At 68.7% G+C, this 15,135-nt stretch carries 13 protein-coding genes; 5 read left to right on the forward strand and 8 right to left on the reverse strand.

Features of this window, described 5'->3' with window-relative positions; translation table 11 throughout:
- Positions 1-3: 3 nt before the first annotated feature.
- From AC3ITM_RS10095 to AC3ITM_RS10110, 4 genes are read right to left on the reverse strand one after another with little or no spacing between them, the layout of a single operon-like run.
- Positions 4-2,049, reverse strand: coding sequence for a TonB-dependent receptor (locus AC3ITM_RS10095; RefSeq protein WP_489264697.1), 2,046 nt, complete (start codon positions 2,047-2,049; stop codon positions 4-6).
- A 46-nt stretch (positions 2,050-2,095) separates the two neighbouring features.
- Positions 2,096-3,352, reverse strand: coding sequence for a DUF3526 domain-containing protein (locus AC3ITM_RS10100; RefSeq protein WP_489264698.1), 1,257 nt, complete (start codon positions 3,350-3,352; stop codon positions 2,096-2,098).
- A complete protein-coding gene (locus AC3ITM_RS10105) occupies positions 3,349-4,788 on the reverse strand; it encodes an ABC transporter permease (protein ID WP_489264700.1) in 1,440 nt (479 codons plus the stop codon). The genes AC3ITM_RS10100 and AC3ITM_RS10105 overlap by 4 nt, the downstream gene beginning before the upstream one ends.
- Positions 4,785-5,519, reverse strand: coding sequence for an ABC transporter ATP-binding protein (locus AC3ITM_RS10110; protein ID WP_489264702.1), 735 nt, complete (start codon positions 5,517-5,519; stop codon positions 4,785-4,787). Before AC3ITM_RS10110 ends, AC3ITM_RS10105 begins: the two co-directional genes overlap by 4 nt.
- Positions 5,520-5,838: 319 nt before the next feature.
- Here AC3ITM_RS10110 and AC3ITM_RS10115 point away from each other — a divergent pair, with 319 nt between their 5' ends.
- The 4 genes from AC3ITM_RS10115 to AC3ITM_RS10130 all read left to right on the forward strand — a co-directional run bounded on the left by AC3ITM_RS10115 (position 5,839) and on the right by AC3ITM_RS10130 (position 9,748).
- Positions 5,839-6,837: a hypothetical protein gene (locus AC3ITM_RS10115; protein ID WP_489264703.1), complete on the forward strand. Its 999-nt coding sequence runs from the start codon at positions 5,839-5,841 to the stop codon at positions 6,835-6,837.
- Between the two features lie 147 nt (positions 6,838-6,984).
- Positions 6,985-8,133: an SPFH domain-containing protein gene (locus tag AC3ITM_RS10120; protein WP_489264705.1), complete on the forward strand. Its 1,149-nt coding sequence runs from the start codon at positions 6,985-6,987 to the stop codon at positions 8,131-8,133.
- A 20-nt stretch (positions 8,134-8,153) separates the two neighbouring features.
- Positions 8,154-9,497, forward strand: a complete 1,344-nt coding sequence (locus AC3ITM_RS10125; RefSeq protein ID WP_489264707.1) for a TFIIB-type zinc ribbon-containing protein — start codon at positions 8,154-8,156, stop codon at positions 9,495-9,497.
- Complete coding sequence (locus AC3ITM_RS10130) at positions 9,497-9,748, forward strand: hypothetical protein (RefSeq protein WP_489264709.1); 252 nt, start codon at positions 9,497-9,499, stop codon at positions 9,746-9,748. Before AC3ITM_RS10125 ends, AC3ITM_RS10130 begins: the two co-directional genes overlap by 1 nt.
- Before the next feature lie 64 nt (positions 9,749-9,812).
- Here the strand turns inward: AC3ITM_RS10130 and AC3ITM_RS10135 are convergent, their stop codons facing one another.
- Together AC3ITM_RS10135 and AC3ITM_RS10140 are read right to left on the reverse strand one after the other, a co-directional pair.
- On the reverse strand, positions 9,813-10,274 hold the full coding sequence (locus AC3ITM_RS10135) for a pilin (protein WP_489264710.1): 462 nt from the start codon (positions 10,272-10,274) through the stop codon (positions 9,813-9,815).
- 147 nt (positions 10,275-10,421) lie between these two features.
- Positions 10,422-10,850 carry a GFA family protein gene (locus tag AC3ITM_RS10140; protein ID WP_489264712.1) on the reverse strand — a complete coding sequence of 143 codons (429 nt, stop codon included), beginning with the start codon at positions 10,848-10,850 and terminating at the stop codon, positions 10,422-10,424.
- A gap of 147 nt (positions 10,851-10,997) precedes the next feature.
- Between AC3ITM_RS10140 and pip the strand changes: the two genes are divergently transcribed.
- Positions 10,998-11,951, forward strand: coding sequence for a prolyl aminopeptidase (pip, locus tag AC3ITM_RS10145; protein WP_489264713.1), 954 nt, complete (start codon positions 10,998-11,000; stop codon positions 11,949-11,951).
- 66 nt (positions 11,952-12,017) lie between these two features.
- On the opposite strand, the gene AC3ITM_RS10150 is transcribed toward pip, so the two are convergent.
- Both AC3ITM_RS10150 and AC3ITM_RS10155 read right to left on the reverse strand, forming a co-directional pair.
- On the reverse strand, positions 12,018-14,132 hold the full coding sequence (locus AC3ITM_RS10150) for a M48 family metallopeptidase (RefSeq protein ID WP_489264714.1): 2,115 nt from the start codon (positions 14,130-14,132) through the stop codon (positions 12,018-12,020).
- Between the two features lie 181 nt (positions 14,133-14,313).
- Complete coding sequence (locus AC3ITM_RS10155; RefSeq protein ID WP_489264716.1) at positions 14,314-15,096, reverse strand: AraC family transcriptional regulator; 783 nt, start codon at positions 15,094-15,096, stop codon at positions 14,314-14,316.
- Positions 15,097-15,135 lie beyond the last annotated feature (39 nt).

Below are 15,135 nucleotides of genomic sequence, written 5' to 3' on the forward strand. Positions count from 1 at the left end.
GCATCACAGTTTCATGTTCAGGCCAACGAAGACCGCACGGCCGGCGGCCGGCGAGAACATCGGCTGCGCCTGTTCCCAGAAGAAGCTGTCGTACCACGCGTAGGCGTACTGGCGGCCGGTGGCGTTCTTGACCTGCAGGTCCACGCTCCAGGCCGGGGTGATCTGGTAGCGGGCGCTCAGGTCGAGCACGGCGAAACCGCCGTACTTGCCGGCCACGTTGCGTTCCTCCAGGTAATAGTCGCCCTGCGCCCTGCCCTGCAGGCCCAGCTGCAGCGACGGCGTGGCCTGGTAATCCACGCCCAGGGTGCTGATATGGCGCGGCACGGCGGCCACCTCGCGGCCCTGCAGCGACAGCGCGCCGTCGCGGCCATCGCGCGCGATCTTCGCTTCCTGGTAGGCGTGGGAGGCCCATAGCGTCCACTTGTCGCCCAGCTGCGCGTTGAACTGCGCATCCACGCCGCGGCGGCGGGTCTTGCCCAGGGTCACCGTGGTGCCGGTGGCCGGCATGTTGGACACCTCGTTCTCCGCGTCCTGCTGCCACACCGCCAGGCGCGCCTGGCTGCCGGGCAGCGGGCTGAACTTCAGACCCACTTCCATGCCGGTGTTGGTCGACGGCGGCATCGGTGCCTGGCCGGGAGTGAGGTAGGCCGGCGCGGTGGAGCCGGTCAGTACCTGGAAGGTGCGGCCCCAGTTGGCATACACATTGGTCTGCGCGCCCAGCGCATACACCACGCTGAGCTTGGGCTGGCCGATGCTGCCGTAGTCCTGCAGCGGCCCGGTGATGCCGCCAGGCAGGCGGGTGGTGCCGTCGAAGCGGTCCACGCGGTAGGCCGGCACGATCTTCAGCGCCGCGACCGGCTGGTAGATGGCCTGCACGTAGGCGCCCCAGTTGTCGACGCTGTGCCGGTCGTTGTTCTGCACGCGTGCCGGGGCGGCACTGAAATCGGTGGGGATGGCGTAGCTGAAACGCTCGCGGACATAGCCGTTGTCCTGCTGTTCGTAGTTGACCCCGCCTTCCACGGTGAGGCTGTCGCTGGCCTGCCAGGTCAACGTGGCGAGCATGCCGGCCTGGGTTTCATCCCACACCCGGCGCTGCCGCGGCGCGTTGCCGCCGGGCAGGTCGCTGAAGGTGACCTGGCGCTGGTCCTGGTAGCGGTTGTAGTACAGCCGGGTGCCCAGCAGCACGGTGTCGGCCAGCCGCAGGTCCAGGTGCGCGCCGAGCTGGCGCATGTCGCGGTCATCGCCATCGTTGGCGTTGCGCGCTTGGCTGCCGCGGCGGTCGGCGCGCAGTTCGCTGGCGGTCATGAAGCCGGGTTCATCGGCCTCATGATGGTAGGCGCGCGCGGTCAGGCCGATCCGCATGCCCTGCTCCAGGCTGCCGTAGAACCACTTGCCGCCCAGCGCATACTTGCGCGAGCGGTCGTGGTCGCGGTAGCCATCGGAGGCCTGGCTGCCGATGAAGTAGTTCTGCGCGAACCCGTCGCGCTCGCGGCCCACCGCCAGCTGCGCATCGCGGCTGTTGTAGCTGCCGTAGGACAGCCGGCCGTCGGTGTAGTTGCCGCCCTGGCGCGTGCCGAAATTGACGTTGCCGCCGATGTTGTGCAGGCCGTAGCGCGGGTCGTTGGTGCCCCGGACCACTTCGATGTAGCTGATCTCCAGCGGAAACAGCATGTCGATGAAACGCTGGTTGCCGCTGTTGACGTTGCTGGGAATGCCGTCGATCAACGTCTTGATCGCATTGAGGTAGCCCTCGCCGTTGAAGCCGCGGAAACTGAGCTTGCCCGACTCGGCGCCCTGGCGGGTCTCGGTAAGCTGGATGCCGGGCATCCTGCCCAGCAGTTCCCAGCTATGCGACACATTGCTGCCCTCGATCTGGTCGGCGCCGAGCACGTCCACCGAGGTAAGCACCTGGTGCGCGGTGAGCTGGCCCTCGCCGTGCTGGTGCACATCGACCTTGCCCAGGGTCAGGGCGGAGTCGGACGACTGGGCATGCGTATCGGGGGCAAGCAGGGTGGCGGCGATGGCCGCGGCCAGGGCATGGCTTTTCATGGAGGGCATTCAGTAGGTGCGGAAGGAGGAGCGACCGGGAGGGCGGTCAGCGGTCCGGATCGAACGCCGGCGCGGTGCCGTAGTCGCGCTGGTGGAACGGCCGGTCGGTGAACAGATAGCCGTAGTAGTAGTGGCGCAGTCGGGCGTGGTAGCGGCCGATCCGCTGCTGGTAGTCCAGGTGGGCCTGCATGTCGGTACCGGCCAGGCGCGTCAGCGCGACCTGCAGGCCCACCGGCGGCAATACCCGGCCCACGGTCGCCGCCGCCGCGCTGCGGCGCTGGATACCGTGGCGGTAGGCCGCGGCCAGCAGCGCCACGGCGTCGTCGCCGTTCTGGTGGAAGGCCAGGTACCACTTGTAGTGGAACCCGTCGCCCAGCGGCGCTGAATCGCGCCATTGCGGATAGCGGGCGTAGAAGCGCCGCATCGTGTCCTCGCGCGGGATATCCCAGGCATGGTTTACCGCCTCGCGCTGGGCGCGGGCGATCGCCGCGCCCTGCTCCACCGGGATGGCGCGTTCGATAGCGACGTTGGCCAGAGCCGGGGCGACCAGCGCGATCACCACCCACAGCGAGGCCAGCGTGGCCGCGTTGACCCCGGAGTTCCAGCCGCGCCAGGCCACCAGCAGGCACAACGCCACCCAGAACAGCAGGTAGGCCGCGGCGAGCGCCAGCACGCCAGCCAGCGGCAGCAACGGCACGCCCTGCAGCAGCGCCACCGCCGTGAACGGTACGCCCACGCACAGCCACAGCGCCGCCGCGCGCACCGCCACCCGGCGCAGGTACAGCCGTCCTACATGCAGCGGCAGGCTGCGCAGCATGCGCTCGCGGCCGGACTCGGTTTCCGCCGAGCGCAGGTCATGCAGCAGCGCGATCACGAACAACGGCAACAGGAAGGTCAACAGGAACGCGAAGTCGAAGCGCCCGGCCAGGGCCAGCTCGGGATTGAAGCTGTCGCCGTCGTGGATCTGCGCCTCCAGCCCGAGGGCGCGCACGCGCAGCATGAAGGGCGCCACATCGCGCATGCCCACCGCGGCGAAGGCCAACGGCGACGGCGGATTCCAGGTGGGATGGAAGCTGTAGTAGGCCGCCCCCCCGGCATCGGTGGCATCGCCATGGGCGGCGGTCACCGCGGCCATGTCCTCGGCCTGTACCGCGGCGATGGCGGCGATGGCCTGGCGCTGGCTGTCGATGCGCTGCAGCCCCGACACCAGGCTGGCGATGGCCAGCAGCGCCAGCAGTACCAGACCGGCGACGGCGGCTCGGGAACGCAGCAGCAGGCGCAGTTCGTACGACCAGCGGTTCATCGCGACACCCCCAGCCGGCGCGTGGCCCAGCCCAGCCCCAGCCCGGCGGCCAGCAGCCAGCCCAGCAGGATCGCCAGTGCCGGCAGCAGCGCCTGCAGCACCGCCGCGCTGGGCCGTGGCGTATACGCAAACGCGGGAATCTGCTGCCACTGCGCCCGGTCCACGCGCTTGCGCTGGTCGGCGCCGGCGTCCTTGGCGGTGTCGTCGGCATAGCTCACGCCGTCGGCCTGCATCTGGTTGAGCTGCTGCACGATGCGGTAGCGGTGCTGTTCGGCCTGGTCCAGGAAGCGGAGGTGCGCCTGCAGGTCGGTGGCCGCCGCGGCCATCGACAGCTGGCGGATGGCCACCACCGGACTGAGCAGCGCAAATCCGGCCACCAGCGCGTTCTGCCGGTACTGGATGTCCGCGCTGCGCGCGGCGTAGCGATTGAACAGGGTCGAGGTCAGGCGCTCGCCTTCCAGCGCCAGCAGCCCCTTGTAGTTGACCGGCAGGTCCTCCACCCGGGTGACCCCGTACTGGTCCAGCACGCGCTGGCGGAAGCTGGCGAAGTACGGGTCGGCCGGATCATGGCTGTCGCCCAGGGCGCGCAGATCGCGGGCGATGCCCACTTCAGTGTGCAGGCGGTCCGGTAGCGGGAAGGCCGCATAGGCCAGGTCCGGGGCCACCCGCGGCACCAGCAGGGCCATCAGCGCCCAGCCGCCGATCAACGCCAACAACGCATCGCGTCGCCGCGGCAACAGCGCCGACACGCCGGCGATCAGCGTGCACCACACCGCCAAGTACAGCGCATAGCCTGCCATCACCGCCGCGGCAACCGGCATCGCGCCCGGAGTGATCGCGGCCAGCCAGGCCAGCCCGACCACCGCCGGCAGCAGGAAAATGCCGGCGATCACCCACAGCGCGGCCAGCTTGCCGGCCACGATGGCGCCGCCGCTGGCGCCCTGCAACAGCAGCTGGCGCAGTGTGCCACGCTCGCGCTCCTGGGCCAGCAGGCCATGCCCCAGGAACACCAGCACCAGCGGCGCCAGCACCTGCAGGACGAAGGCCGGGGTGAGCTGGCCGAAGCGGACCAGGATCGAACTCTGCATCACATCGCCGAAGTTGGCCGTGTTCTGCCGGTGGCCTTCCAGGAACATGCTGCTGCCGGTGAACGGATCCACGCCCGGATCGAACGCGGCCAGCGCGGCCGGCAGCCGGTAGACGAAGTGGCCGTAGTGGACCACCCGGTGCGGATGCCGGTCCGGCTGCGCCTGGAAGGCGGCCTGGGCCTGGGCCTGGTGCTGCGCGCGCTGCTGCGCGGCCGCGCCCATGTGGTGCAGCGAGACCACGGTCGCGGTGAGGGTCAGCAGCGCCATCAGCACGATCCCGGCCAGCGCCGTGCGGTGCCGCAGCAGCGCACGCAGTTCATTGCCCATCACCGAAAGCACGGCACTCATGCGCGGCGGTCCCGCCCGATGAAATGGGCATGCAGGGTCGCCAGGTCGATTCCGTTGCGGTCGCTCTCATGCACGATGCGGCCCTGCTCCAGCACCCCGATCCGGTCGGCGATGTCGACCGCGCCGAGCAGGTCGTGGGTCACCATCAGCACGGCGGTGCCGCGTGCCCGGACCGGCGCCAGCAAGGCATGGAAATCGGCGCTGGCGCCCGGGTCCAGGCCCGAGGTGGGTTCATCGAGCAGCAGCAACGGCACCTGCCGCATCAAGGCGATCGCAATGGCCACCTTCTGCCGCATGCCCTTGGAAAAACCGGCCAGGCGCTGATGCCAGGCCGACTCCTGCAGCCCGGCATCGCCCAGTGCCGCCGCGATGGCCGCATTCGTCTGCCGGCGCCCGCTCAGGCCGAGCAGGTAGTCCACGTTCTCCACGGCGCTGAGGTGTTCGTAGAGCGCCACGTTTTCCGGCAGGTAGGCCAGCTGCGCGCGGGCGCGCCCGGGATCCGACCACGGCGTGACGCCGGCCACGCGCACGCTGCCGGCACTGGGCTGGAGGAAACCCAGCAGCACCGACAGCAGGGTCGACTTGCCCGCGCCGTTGCCGCCGAGCAGCGCGTAGATGCTGCCCTGCTCGAGGGTCAGGTCAAGGTCGGAAAGTACGGTCTTGCCCGGGAAGCTGACCGACAGGCGCTGGATTTGCACGACAGGAGCAGGGGAAGGCACGTAGGCGGACACGGTGACATCGGGGACTACAGCCTAACATGTGATGTTATTACATTCCATTTCAACGACGCCAATCCAGCATGGTGAGCCGTGACCAACTGCAGAGTCTGGCCACCGCCCCGCTGCGGGCGATGCCGAACACGTCAGTCACCGACCTCCTCGACACGCCGCCCCATCACACGTCATGCGCCCGGCAGCAGGCGTTGGCGTCCGCCGCCAGCCCGGTTCGGTAGTATGTCCGGACTGCCCGCCGCCAAGTTGTGCAATATCGACCTCGCGGCGGCAATGCCACCGGCAGCGCCAAAACACCAATCCAACAAGGAAGAACACGATGTGCAGGATGCATTTCATCGCCGTATTGCTCGGCTGCTGCCTGTTCGCTGCAGCGGCCCACGCAGACGAAGATCCCGAGGCCGCCACGCTTTGCGAGCAGGTCGAGCCGCTGATGGCTGCCGACGATTACCCGGCACTGGACGCCATAGCCAAACGCTTCCGCAAGGGTGAGCTCACCGGCAGCGGCGAGTCCCTGCTGGGCCATTTCTACATGTGCATGTCGCGCCGGATCGGCACCGAGCCGCAGCCCCCGCAGCACTGGGAACAATGGACTGCATGGGCTGGGCGCTGGGTCGCGCAGGCGCCGCGCTCCCCTACCGCCCAGTTGATGATGGCGCGCGTTCCGCTCAACCGTGGCTGGAGCTACCGTGGCGGCGATGTAGCCAGCAAGGTGCCAGCGGAGAACTGGGCGCCGTTCCGGCACTACACCGCCGAGGCGGCCACCTATTTGCACGCACACAAGGCAACCGCCCGGCGCGATCCGTTCTGGTATGAAATGGCAGTGTTGATCGGGCTGCGACAGGAGGCCGATGCGGCCGACTTCATGGCCATCGCCGATGAAGGCCTGCGCGCCCATCCCGGCTATGACCGGATCCCCTTCATCGCCATGCACTACTACACCCCCAGCTGGGGCGGCGATGGGGAGAAAATGGAAGCCTTCGCGCGGCACGCGCTCGAGCGCACGCCCAAAGCCTATCGGCCATCGCGGTATGCACGGTTGTACTGGGCAGCCACTTCCGGCTACCAGGGCAACGAGCTGTTCCAGGCGTCGCAGGCCGAGTGGCCGCTGATGCGTCGTGGCTGGCAGGACATCCTGAAGCGCCACCCCACGCCCTGGAACCTCGCGGCAGCCGTGCGTTATGCCTGCCAGGCCGGCGACAAGCCGCAGCTGGATACGTGGTACGCAATGCTGTTTGCGGACTTCCCCTTGCCGATCCCCACCATGTCCGAAGCGCGGTTCGCCGAGGACTGCACCCAGCGCGGGCGCGACGGCTGAGCCGGCCATGCACGGCGAACCTGACCGGCAGCACAAGGCCGGCAGTCCACCGGGCATGGCGTGGCCCTTCCGGTCGCGACGCCTGCTGATATAGTCGGCCAGTCACGACGGGCGCCCCGCCCGTCCGGTAATCACAGGGAGTTGGCCATGGGTCTGGTACAGGCGGTGAAGGGTGCAGTCGGCGGCGTGTTGGCTGACCAGTGGAAGGACTTCTACACCGTGCCGGCCGGGCTGCCGTCCACCGCGGCGCTGTTTGCGGCGGTGCCGCGCGGCACCAATGCCGGGCGTGGTTCCAATACCGCCGGCTCGTCGAACATCATCAGCAACGGCTCCAAAATCGTGGTGCCCGAAGGCTACGGCCTGCTGCTGTTCCAGGACGGGGCGATCACCGGTTTCGTCGCCGAACCCGGCGGCTACGAGTGGCGCTCGGACGACCTGAACTCGCAGTCGATCTTCGCCGGCGACGGCCTGGTCACCCCGCTGATCAAGCAGAGCTGGGAACGCTTCAAGTTCGGCGGCCAGCCGGGCGGCCAGCAGGCGGCCTTCTTCGTCTCGTTGAAGGAACTGCCCGACAACCGCTTCGGCACCCAGTCGGAAATCTACTGGGACGACGGCTTCCTGGGCACCCAGGTCGGCGCGGTCACGCGCGGCTCGTACACGCTGAAGATCGTCGACCCGATCCTGTTCGTGAAGAATTTCGTGCCGGCCAGCTACCTGCAGCCGGGCCAGGTGTTCGACTTCACCGACCTGGACAACGCCGCGGCCAGCCAGCTGTTCAATGAAGTGGTCGGTTCGCTGGCGCCGGCCTTCAGCCTGTATACCAACGACCCGGGCAAGGGCAACCGCATCACCAAGCTGCAGCAGGATTCGCTGGGCTTTGCGCAGAGCCTGTCGGCAGCGGTTGAACAGGGCTACCAGTGGAAGTCCGACCGCGGCCTGGCCATCGTCAAGACCGCGATCGTGTCGATCGAGTACGACGCCAACACCCGCGAACTGCTCAAGACCGTGCAGCGCGCCGATGCGCTGTCCGGCGCACGCGGCAATTCCAACCTGCAGGCCAGCGTGGCCCAGGGCATCCAGTCGGCCGGCGAGAACGGCGGCGCGGCCGGCCTGGTCGGGGTCGGCATGGCCTCGGGCATGTTCGGCGCCGGCAACCTGCAGCAGCCGGTGGCGCCGGCCACGCCGGCCGCCGACGATCCGGTGGCCAAGCTGAAGAAGGCCAAGGAAATGCTCGACCTGGGCCTGATCACCCAGGACGACTACGATGCCCTCAAGGCCAAGGCACTGGGCCTGTAAGACGCAGGAAGCGCACGCATATGTCCAATCCAGGAACCACCCCGCCGCCGCTGCCCCCCGGGGCGGCGCCACCGCCGTTGCCGGCCACGCCACTGACCGGCCCCGGTTCGCCGCGCGATGTACCGCCGGTGCCGGGCAGCTTTCCGCTCGACCCGGCCACCCTGCCCGAGGCGATCCGTGACGAAGTGCTGGCACCGGACCCGGTGGCCATCGACACCGGCGCGGCCGAACTGCGCGACGGCCTCAACCGCTGCCCCAAGTGCGGCGCCACCGATATCCGGCTCAAGCTGGGCAGCGATGTGCTGGTCTGCCAGTACTGCCGCAACGAATGGCACGGCGACCGGGTCGAAGAAGCGTTCGGGCTGGGCGAAGGCATCGACCAGCTGCGTGGCACCGTCATCGCCTCCGGCGCGCGCGACATCCAGGCCGACACCGCCAGCCTGATGAGTTTCAAGTGCACCGGCTGCGGCGCCGAGGTGACCATCAACACCGAGAGCAGCATGACCGCGCGCTGCCACTGGTGCCGCCATGTGTTCGGGGTCAACGAACAGGTGGCCAACGGCGCGGTGCCCGACGCGGTGCTGCCGTTCCATATCGGCAAGAACGATGCGGTCGCCCGCATCCGCCAGTTCGTCGACAAGCGCCGGCTGTTTGCGTTGAAGGCGTTCAAACAGGAGTTCAGCCCGGAAAACGTCATCGGCGTGTACCTGCCCTACATGATCGTCGACGGCAACGTCAGCGCCAGCGTGTCCGGCAAGGGCGAGATCGAGACCCGCGAGTACACCCGCGGCACCGGCGACAAGAAGGAAACCTATTACGACGCGGACATCTACCAGGTCGAGCGCCAGGTGGACTTCACCGTGGACGACCTGCCGCTGGAGTCCTCCTCCGAGCGCGGCAACCTGGACACCCGCGCCAACACCAACAACATCATCAACACCATCCTGCCGTTCGATACCAAGAACGCGCTGAAGTGGAATGCCTCCTTCCTCAACGGCTTCAGCACCGAGAAGCGCAACGTGGACGTAGAACAGCTGCAGCCACGGCTGGAAGACCAGCTGCTGTCCATCGCCCGTGCCCAGGTGGAAGGCTCGGTCCGCCGCTACGACCGCGGCGTGCGCTGGGAACGCGAACGGCTGGAGGTACATGGCACCCGTTGGGTGTCGATGTACCTGCCGGTCTGGCTGTATTCCTACCACCAGCCCGGCCGCAACGGCGGCATGCTGCACTACATCGCGGTCAATGGCCGCACCGGCGAAACCATGGGCAGCGTGCCGGTACAGCAGTGGAAACTGCTGCTGGCCGCGCTGACCACCGGCACCGTCATCGAAGCCCTGGTGCTTCTCTTCCTGGTAGCCATGTGATGAGCGATGAAAGTGGACTCTGGTTGCTGGCCGCCGGCCCGGCCGGCGCAACCGCCCTGTACTGGGCGCTATACCGTTACTACCGCAACACCGACAAGTCGCACGCCTTCGAACACGAAACCGAGGTGCAGGCCCAGCCGGTAACCGGCTCGGACCGCAAGGTGGACACCATCAGCGGCACCCAGGCCAAGCGCATTGGCGGCGACAACGTCTATGCGTACCGCGCCAGGGTGTCGCGCGACAGCAGTTGAGATCAACGCGGCTGATGGCAACGCAGGCCGCTTCAACAGCGGCCTGCGTCGTCGGTCGCTGCACTTACGGATCAGGGCGATCGATGCCGTAGGGCTTGCAGTTCGCCGGAGCCCAGTCCTGTAGCGTAGTGAAAGCATTGCATGACCAGCCCTCCGTGGTCGAGTACCACAGCTGGGCCTCGCCGTGCCGCGAACTGCAACTCAATTTCGCCACCGGATTCTCCGGCCACACCACGATGTCCATGAACGGGCACAGCTCGGTTGGGTGGTGAAGGCCGATGTCTGCCGGGGTGATCGACGAGGGCAGCGGTCCTTCAATCAGCAACGACTCCACGCCCACCTTGCCGCCGGTTATTTCAGCGACCATCGCGGTAAGACGAGCGCGGGCTACGTAGTCCTGGTATTTCGGCAGCGCAATGGCAGCCAGGATGGCGATGATCGCCACCACGATCATCAGCTCCACCAAGGTGAAGCCGCGGGCGCGCGCAGGCTGGCGCCACGCGCGGGGCATGGTTGGTCTGTTCATGTTCACTCGTTCCTGATCGGCACCGAAGCGCGGTTGGCTTCGGGGCGACAGGAAACCACCGCGCCGCGCCGGGCACCATGCAAGAACTGGTAAAACGTGCGATTTCAGGCGTTTTTGCGAGTTGTTGCAGCCCTGCCCCGATGGATGTCAGGTAGTGGCGACGTACAGCGGCCCGTCCCAGCCATCCAGGTACTTGGGCAGGTCGTCAACGGCATCCAGGACGCGGTCCCGGTAGAACAGATGCATCTGCGGCGTCAGCGCCGGATCCAGCTGCCCGCCGCCGGCACGGGCAAGCATGGCGCTGGGTACCACCCGCATGCCCAGCCGGTTGGTGCCGAACACCACCTCCCCGCAGACGGTGCAGAAGGTCTTGGACAGCTGCTTGTGCGGATGCTGGAACACCGCGCCCTCCCCTGCCGTGAGGCGCACCGCATCGGCATCCCAGGCAGTGGCAGACAGCAGCGAGGTGCCGTAGAAATCGCGGCAGGTGGCGCAATGACAGTACGCACGGGCGGCCGGGCGGCCCTGCAGTTCAACGCGGACCGCACCACACAGGCAGTGGGCTTCAACGGACATGCGATTCCAGCCACGGCAACAGAAGCTGCGCAGTCTACTGATGCGGCACGCCACGTGTCGAATGTACGCAGGCGCATGCAAGGCCGTACATGACGGCCATGGCGACGATGGCTATGCTTGGCCGATACGTCAGCCGAGAATCACGCGATGCGCACCCTGTATCCCCCCATCGCCCCGTACCGCCAGCACATGGTGGCCGCCGATGCACTGCACACGTTGCACGTGGAGGAATGCGGGCGGCCGGACGGCATCCCGGTGGTGTTCCTGCACGGCGGCCCCGGCGCCGGCGCCTCGCCCACCCACCGCCGCTTCTTCGACCCGGCGCGTTACCGCATCGTGCTGATCGACCAGCGTGGCAGCGGCCGCTCCACCCCGTTCGGCGAGCTGCGCGACAACACCACCGCGCACCTGGTCGGCGACATCGAGACCGTGCGCGTCAGCCTGGGCATCGACCGCTGGCTGGTGTTCGGCGGCTCCTGGGGCTCGACCCTGGCGCTGGCCTACGCGCAGGCCCATCCCGAGCGCGCCACCGGGCTGATCCTGCGCGGGGTCTACCTGGGTCGGGCTGAAGAAAACCGCTGGTTCAACGAGGCCGACGGCGGCGCACGCTGGTTGTTCCCGGAACGCTGGACGCGCTACGCCGCGCATATCCCGGCCGACGAGCATGGCAGCCTGATCGAGGCGTACTGGCGGCGCCTGGATGGGCCGGACCAGGCCGCCCGCATCGCCGCCGCACAGGCGTGGCTGGGTTGGGAAGACCACGCGGCCACGCTGGTGCACGACGTGGATGCGGTCTCCAGCGCCGACCCGCTCGACACCCTGGCCAAGGCACGGATCGAGGCGCACTACTTCCGCCACCACGCCTTCCTCGAACACGGCCAACTGCTGCGCGACATCGACCGCATCCGCCACCTGCCGGCGGTGATCGTGCAGGGCCGCTACGACATCATCTGCCCGCCGCGCAGCGCCTGGGACCTGGCCTGCGCCTGGCCGGAGGCACGGCTGGAGATGGTGGTGGCCGGCCACAGCGCCACCGAGCCGGCCACCGCCGATGCACTGGTGCGCGCCACCGATGCGTTTGCCGATCGTGGCGGGGCGTGACCGCAACCGCTGCCAAACGCAGCGTGCCGATGCCCAACGGGCGCACGCCGGTAGTGTCGCTTCGGTTCAGTCGCTGACCGACGCCACCTCCACCACCGGCGCATGGGCACGGCCCTGCGCCAGCAACGCACGGGCCCGCGCGGCCTGCACATAGTCGATCAGCAGCGCCAGCAGGTCCGGTGGCCGCACCGTCTTGTTGTCCTCGCACAACTGCACCGTCTGCAGGGTCAGCAGGCGCCGGCGTACATTCAATTTCGCCGCCGGCACGCCCAGGCCGGCACCGCGCAGCAAGGGCAACGGCGCCTGATCGGTCAGCGCCAGCATTACCGTGACCCCACGGCCCACCTGCACACCGACGTCGGCGATATGCGCGATCGGCAACGGCGCCTGCAGGTTGGCGAACTCGAACGCATCCAGGGTCAGCCGCAGGGCCGGGCGGCGCGCGCGCAGCAGGAAGCCCAGCGCGAACCATCCGATCAGCGCGGCCGCCGCAACCATCAGCCCACCCACGCCGAGCAGTACGGCGGCATTGCGCTGCGCCGCGCCAGGCCCGAACCACAGCACCCCGCCGGTCCACAGCGCCGCCGCCAGCAACCCTGCGGCCACCGCCATCAGCAGGCCACCGCGCAGGCGCGCGCCCTCATGCAGCACCCGCTCCCCGCTGACCGCAGCGGCCTGGGTCTGCAGCGCCTGGGTGTAGGCGGCATGCTCGGCGGCGGCGTAGTCCAGTAGCTGGCCGCCCAGTTGCGCGCGCAACGGCGCCGGTTCGGTCAGCCAGGTATCGAGCATGGCGCTGCTGGCGGCGGCCAGCACCGGGCGGGTGCCGTTGGCCACCGCCTGCGCCGGGGCAACCTGCAACGCACGCAGGCGCTCGCCGGTGGACGGGTGGGTATCGGTGGGGTGCGGAAGCTGCAGCGCCATCGCCTCCTCGGGCATGCTCAACGTGCACTGCTGCAGCTGGTCCAACAGCCACCCGGGCAGGTCGTCGCCGGCCAACGACGGCGCATCGCCGTTGAACTGCCGGGCCAGCGCCGCGTCCAGGTGCGGGTCGATCGCCGAAATGCGTACCAGCGCCGAGGCCGCCGCGGCGTTGCCGGCCAGGCCGGCGCCGGCGGCATCGGCCAGCAGTTCGCGCTCGCGGCTCCAGTGGTTCACCGCGTGGTCGAAGCGTTCGATGAAATGGCTGCCCAGCAGCAGCGACGGCTGCATCAGCCACTGTTGGGTGCTGTCGCTGTCCTGCATCGCCTGCGCCAGCTCGCCCAGGCTGCGGCTGGCACCATCGTAGATGGGCAGGAAGCGCACGCTGTACTCGGTGTCCTGGCCGACGAAATGGGCCAGCTCGTGGCCCACCACCGCGGCGATCTCATCGCGGCTCAACAGCCCCAGGTACAGCAACGGCACATGCAGGGTGCGCCCCTGCAGCACGCGCCCTTCCGGCTGCAGGGCGACCTCGCTGGAGGTGACATAGAAGCCGGCGGTCAGGCTGGCCACGATATGGTCCGGCGGCAGCGCGCCCAGGCGCTGGGCCAGCCCGTTCACCATCTGCCACAGCGCCGGCGCCTGCGCGGCGCTCAGCGCCTGGCCCAGCAGCACCACCGGGCTGGGCTGGAACAGCGCCAGCATGGCGCCCAGCCGTGCCAGCAGGCGGATCATCGCGTACAGGCAGTACCCAGCCACCACGATCAGCGCCAGCATCAGCTTGACCTCGCCGTTGGACATCCGCCCGGCATGCCAGACCGCCAGGCCTTCATAGCCCAGCACCGCCACGAACACGGCCATCATCGCCAGCGCATGCCCGACCAGCACGAACGGCAACCCGCGGCTGCCGCGCGAGAACGTCCGCAGCAGGGCTTCGCGCGACTGCATCGCGCGCATGCCCGCCCACTGCATCGCCGCCAACGCCGCCGCGCCGATCAGCGCGGCCAGCAGCGCCACGCCGACGACCGTCCAGGCCAGGGCATGCTGCACGTTGTTGATGCGCAGGGCGGCGGGCAGCTCACGCCGCAACGCCGCGGCGCGCCAGTCCTGGCCGCGTTCCTGCAGCAGGCCCATGGCCTGATCGGCCTGGAAGTTCTGCAACTGCGCCAGCGTGCTGCCGGCCCGGTGCAGTTCCCATCCGCCCAGTGCGGCCAGCAACAACGGCAGCACCACCAGCAGGCCAATCAACTTGAGTATCTTCAATGGCGTTCCAGGCAAGTCGGGCGCCGCCCCACCCCGGCGGCGTGTGCCGACGCGTCGGTGGCATGGGATGGCGCAATGGAGGGTTGCACGGCAGGTTGCCCTGCATGGCGGCGCTACTGTAAGCCAGCGGCGTGGGCCGATGCCATGATATCCGTACGAAAACGCAGGTACTGCGCCGACATCACCAGGCGCGCGAACGCATCTGCCCGGGTGGACGGCCGGTGCAGCGCTTGAACATGGCGATGAACGCGCTCTCCTGCGCATAGCCCAGCGCGTCGGACACACGGCCGACCGGCATCCCTTCGGCCAGCATGCGGCTGCCGGCCAGCAGCCGCAGCTGCTGGCACCAGGCGCCCAGCGCCATGCCGGTCTGCGCCTGGAACAGGCGGCTGGCGCTGCGCAGGCCCAGCCCGAAGCGGGCGGTCAGCGCAGCCAGGTCACGGCTCAGGCGTGGATCGGCCAGCAGGCAGCCGGCGATGCGCTGCAGCCGCGGGTCCTGCGGCATGGTCAGTTGCAACGGTTGCTCCGGCGCCAGCAGCAAGGTATCCACCAGTACCCGCAGCACGCGTGCCTGCGCGCCCGACAGCCTGTCTTCCAGTGGCCAGTCGGCAATGCAGACAATCAGTTCACGCAGCAGCGGGGACACCGCGACGATACGCGGGGTAGCCGGCAGGCCCCGCGCGCGGCGCGCATCGAAGTACAGGCTGCGGTAGGCGAACGGCTTGCCGGCCTGCGCGCGGTGCGGCAGGCCGGGCGGTATCCAGGCGGCCAGGGTCGGCGGCAGCAGGTACTGGGTGTGGCCGATGCTGATCTGCAACACCCCGCTGACCGCGTACAGCAGCTGCGCACGCCGGTGCTGGTGCACGCCCGAATCATGCGGCGCCGGTGCATCGATGACAAAGCCCACCACCGGCGCGGACAGGCTGTCCGGATCGGGGGTGTGACGGGGATCAAAGCGTGGCATCGCCGATGACTCCATTCAATGGTTTTGGTCACTCTATCG

It is taken from the genome of Stenotrophomonas sp. KH_029, from assembly GCF_057839765.1.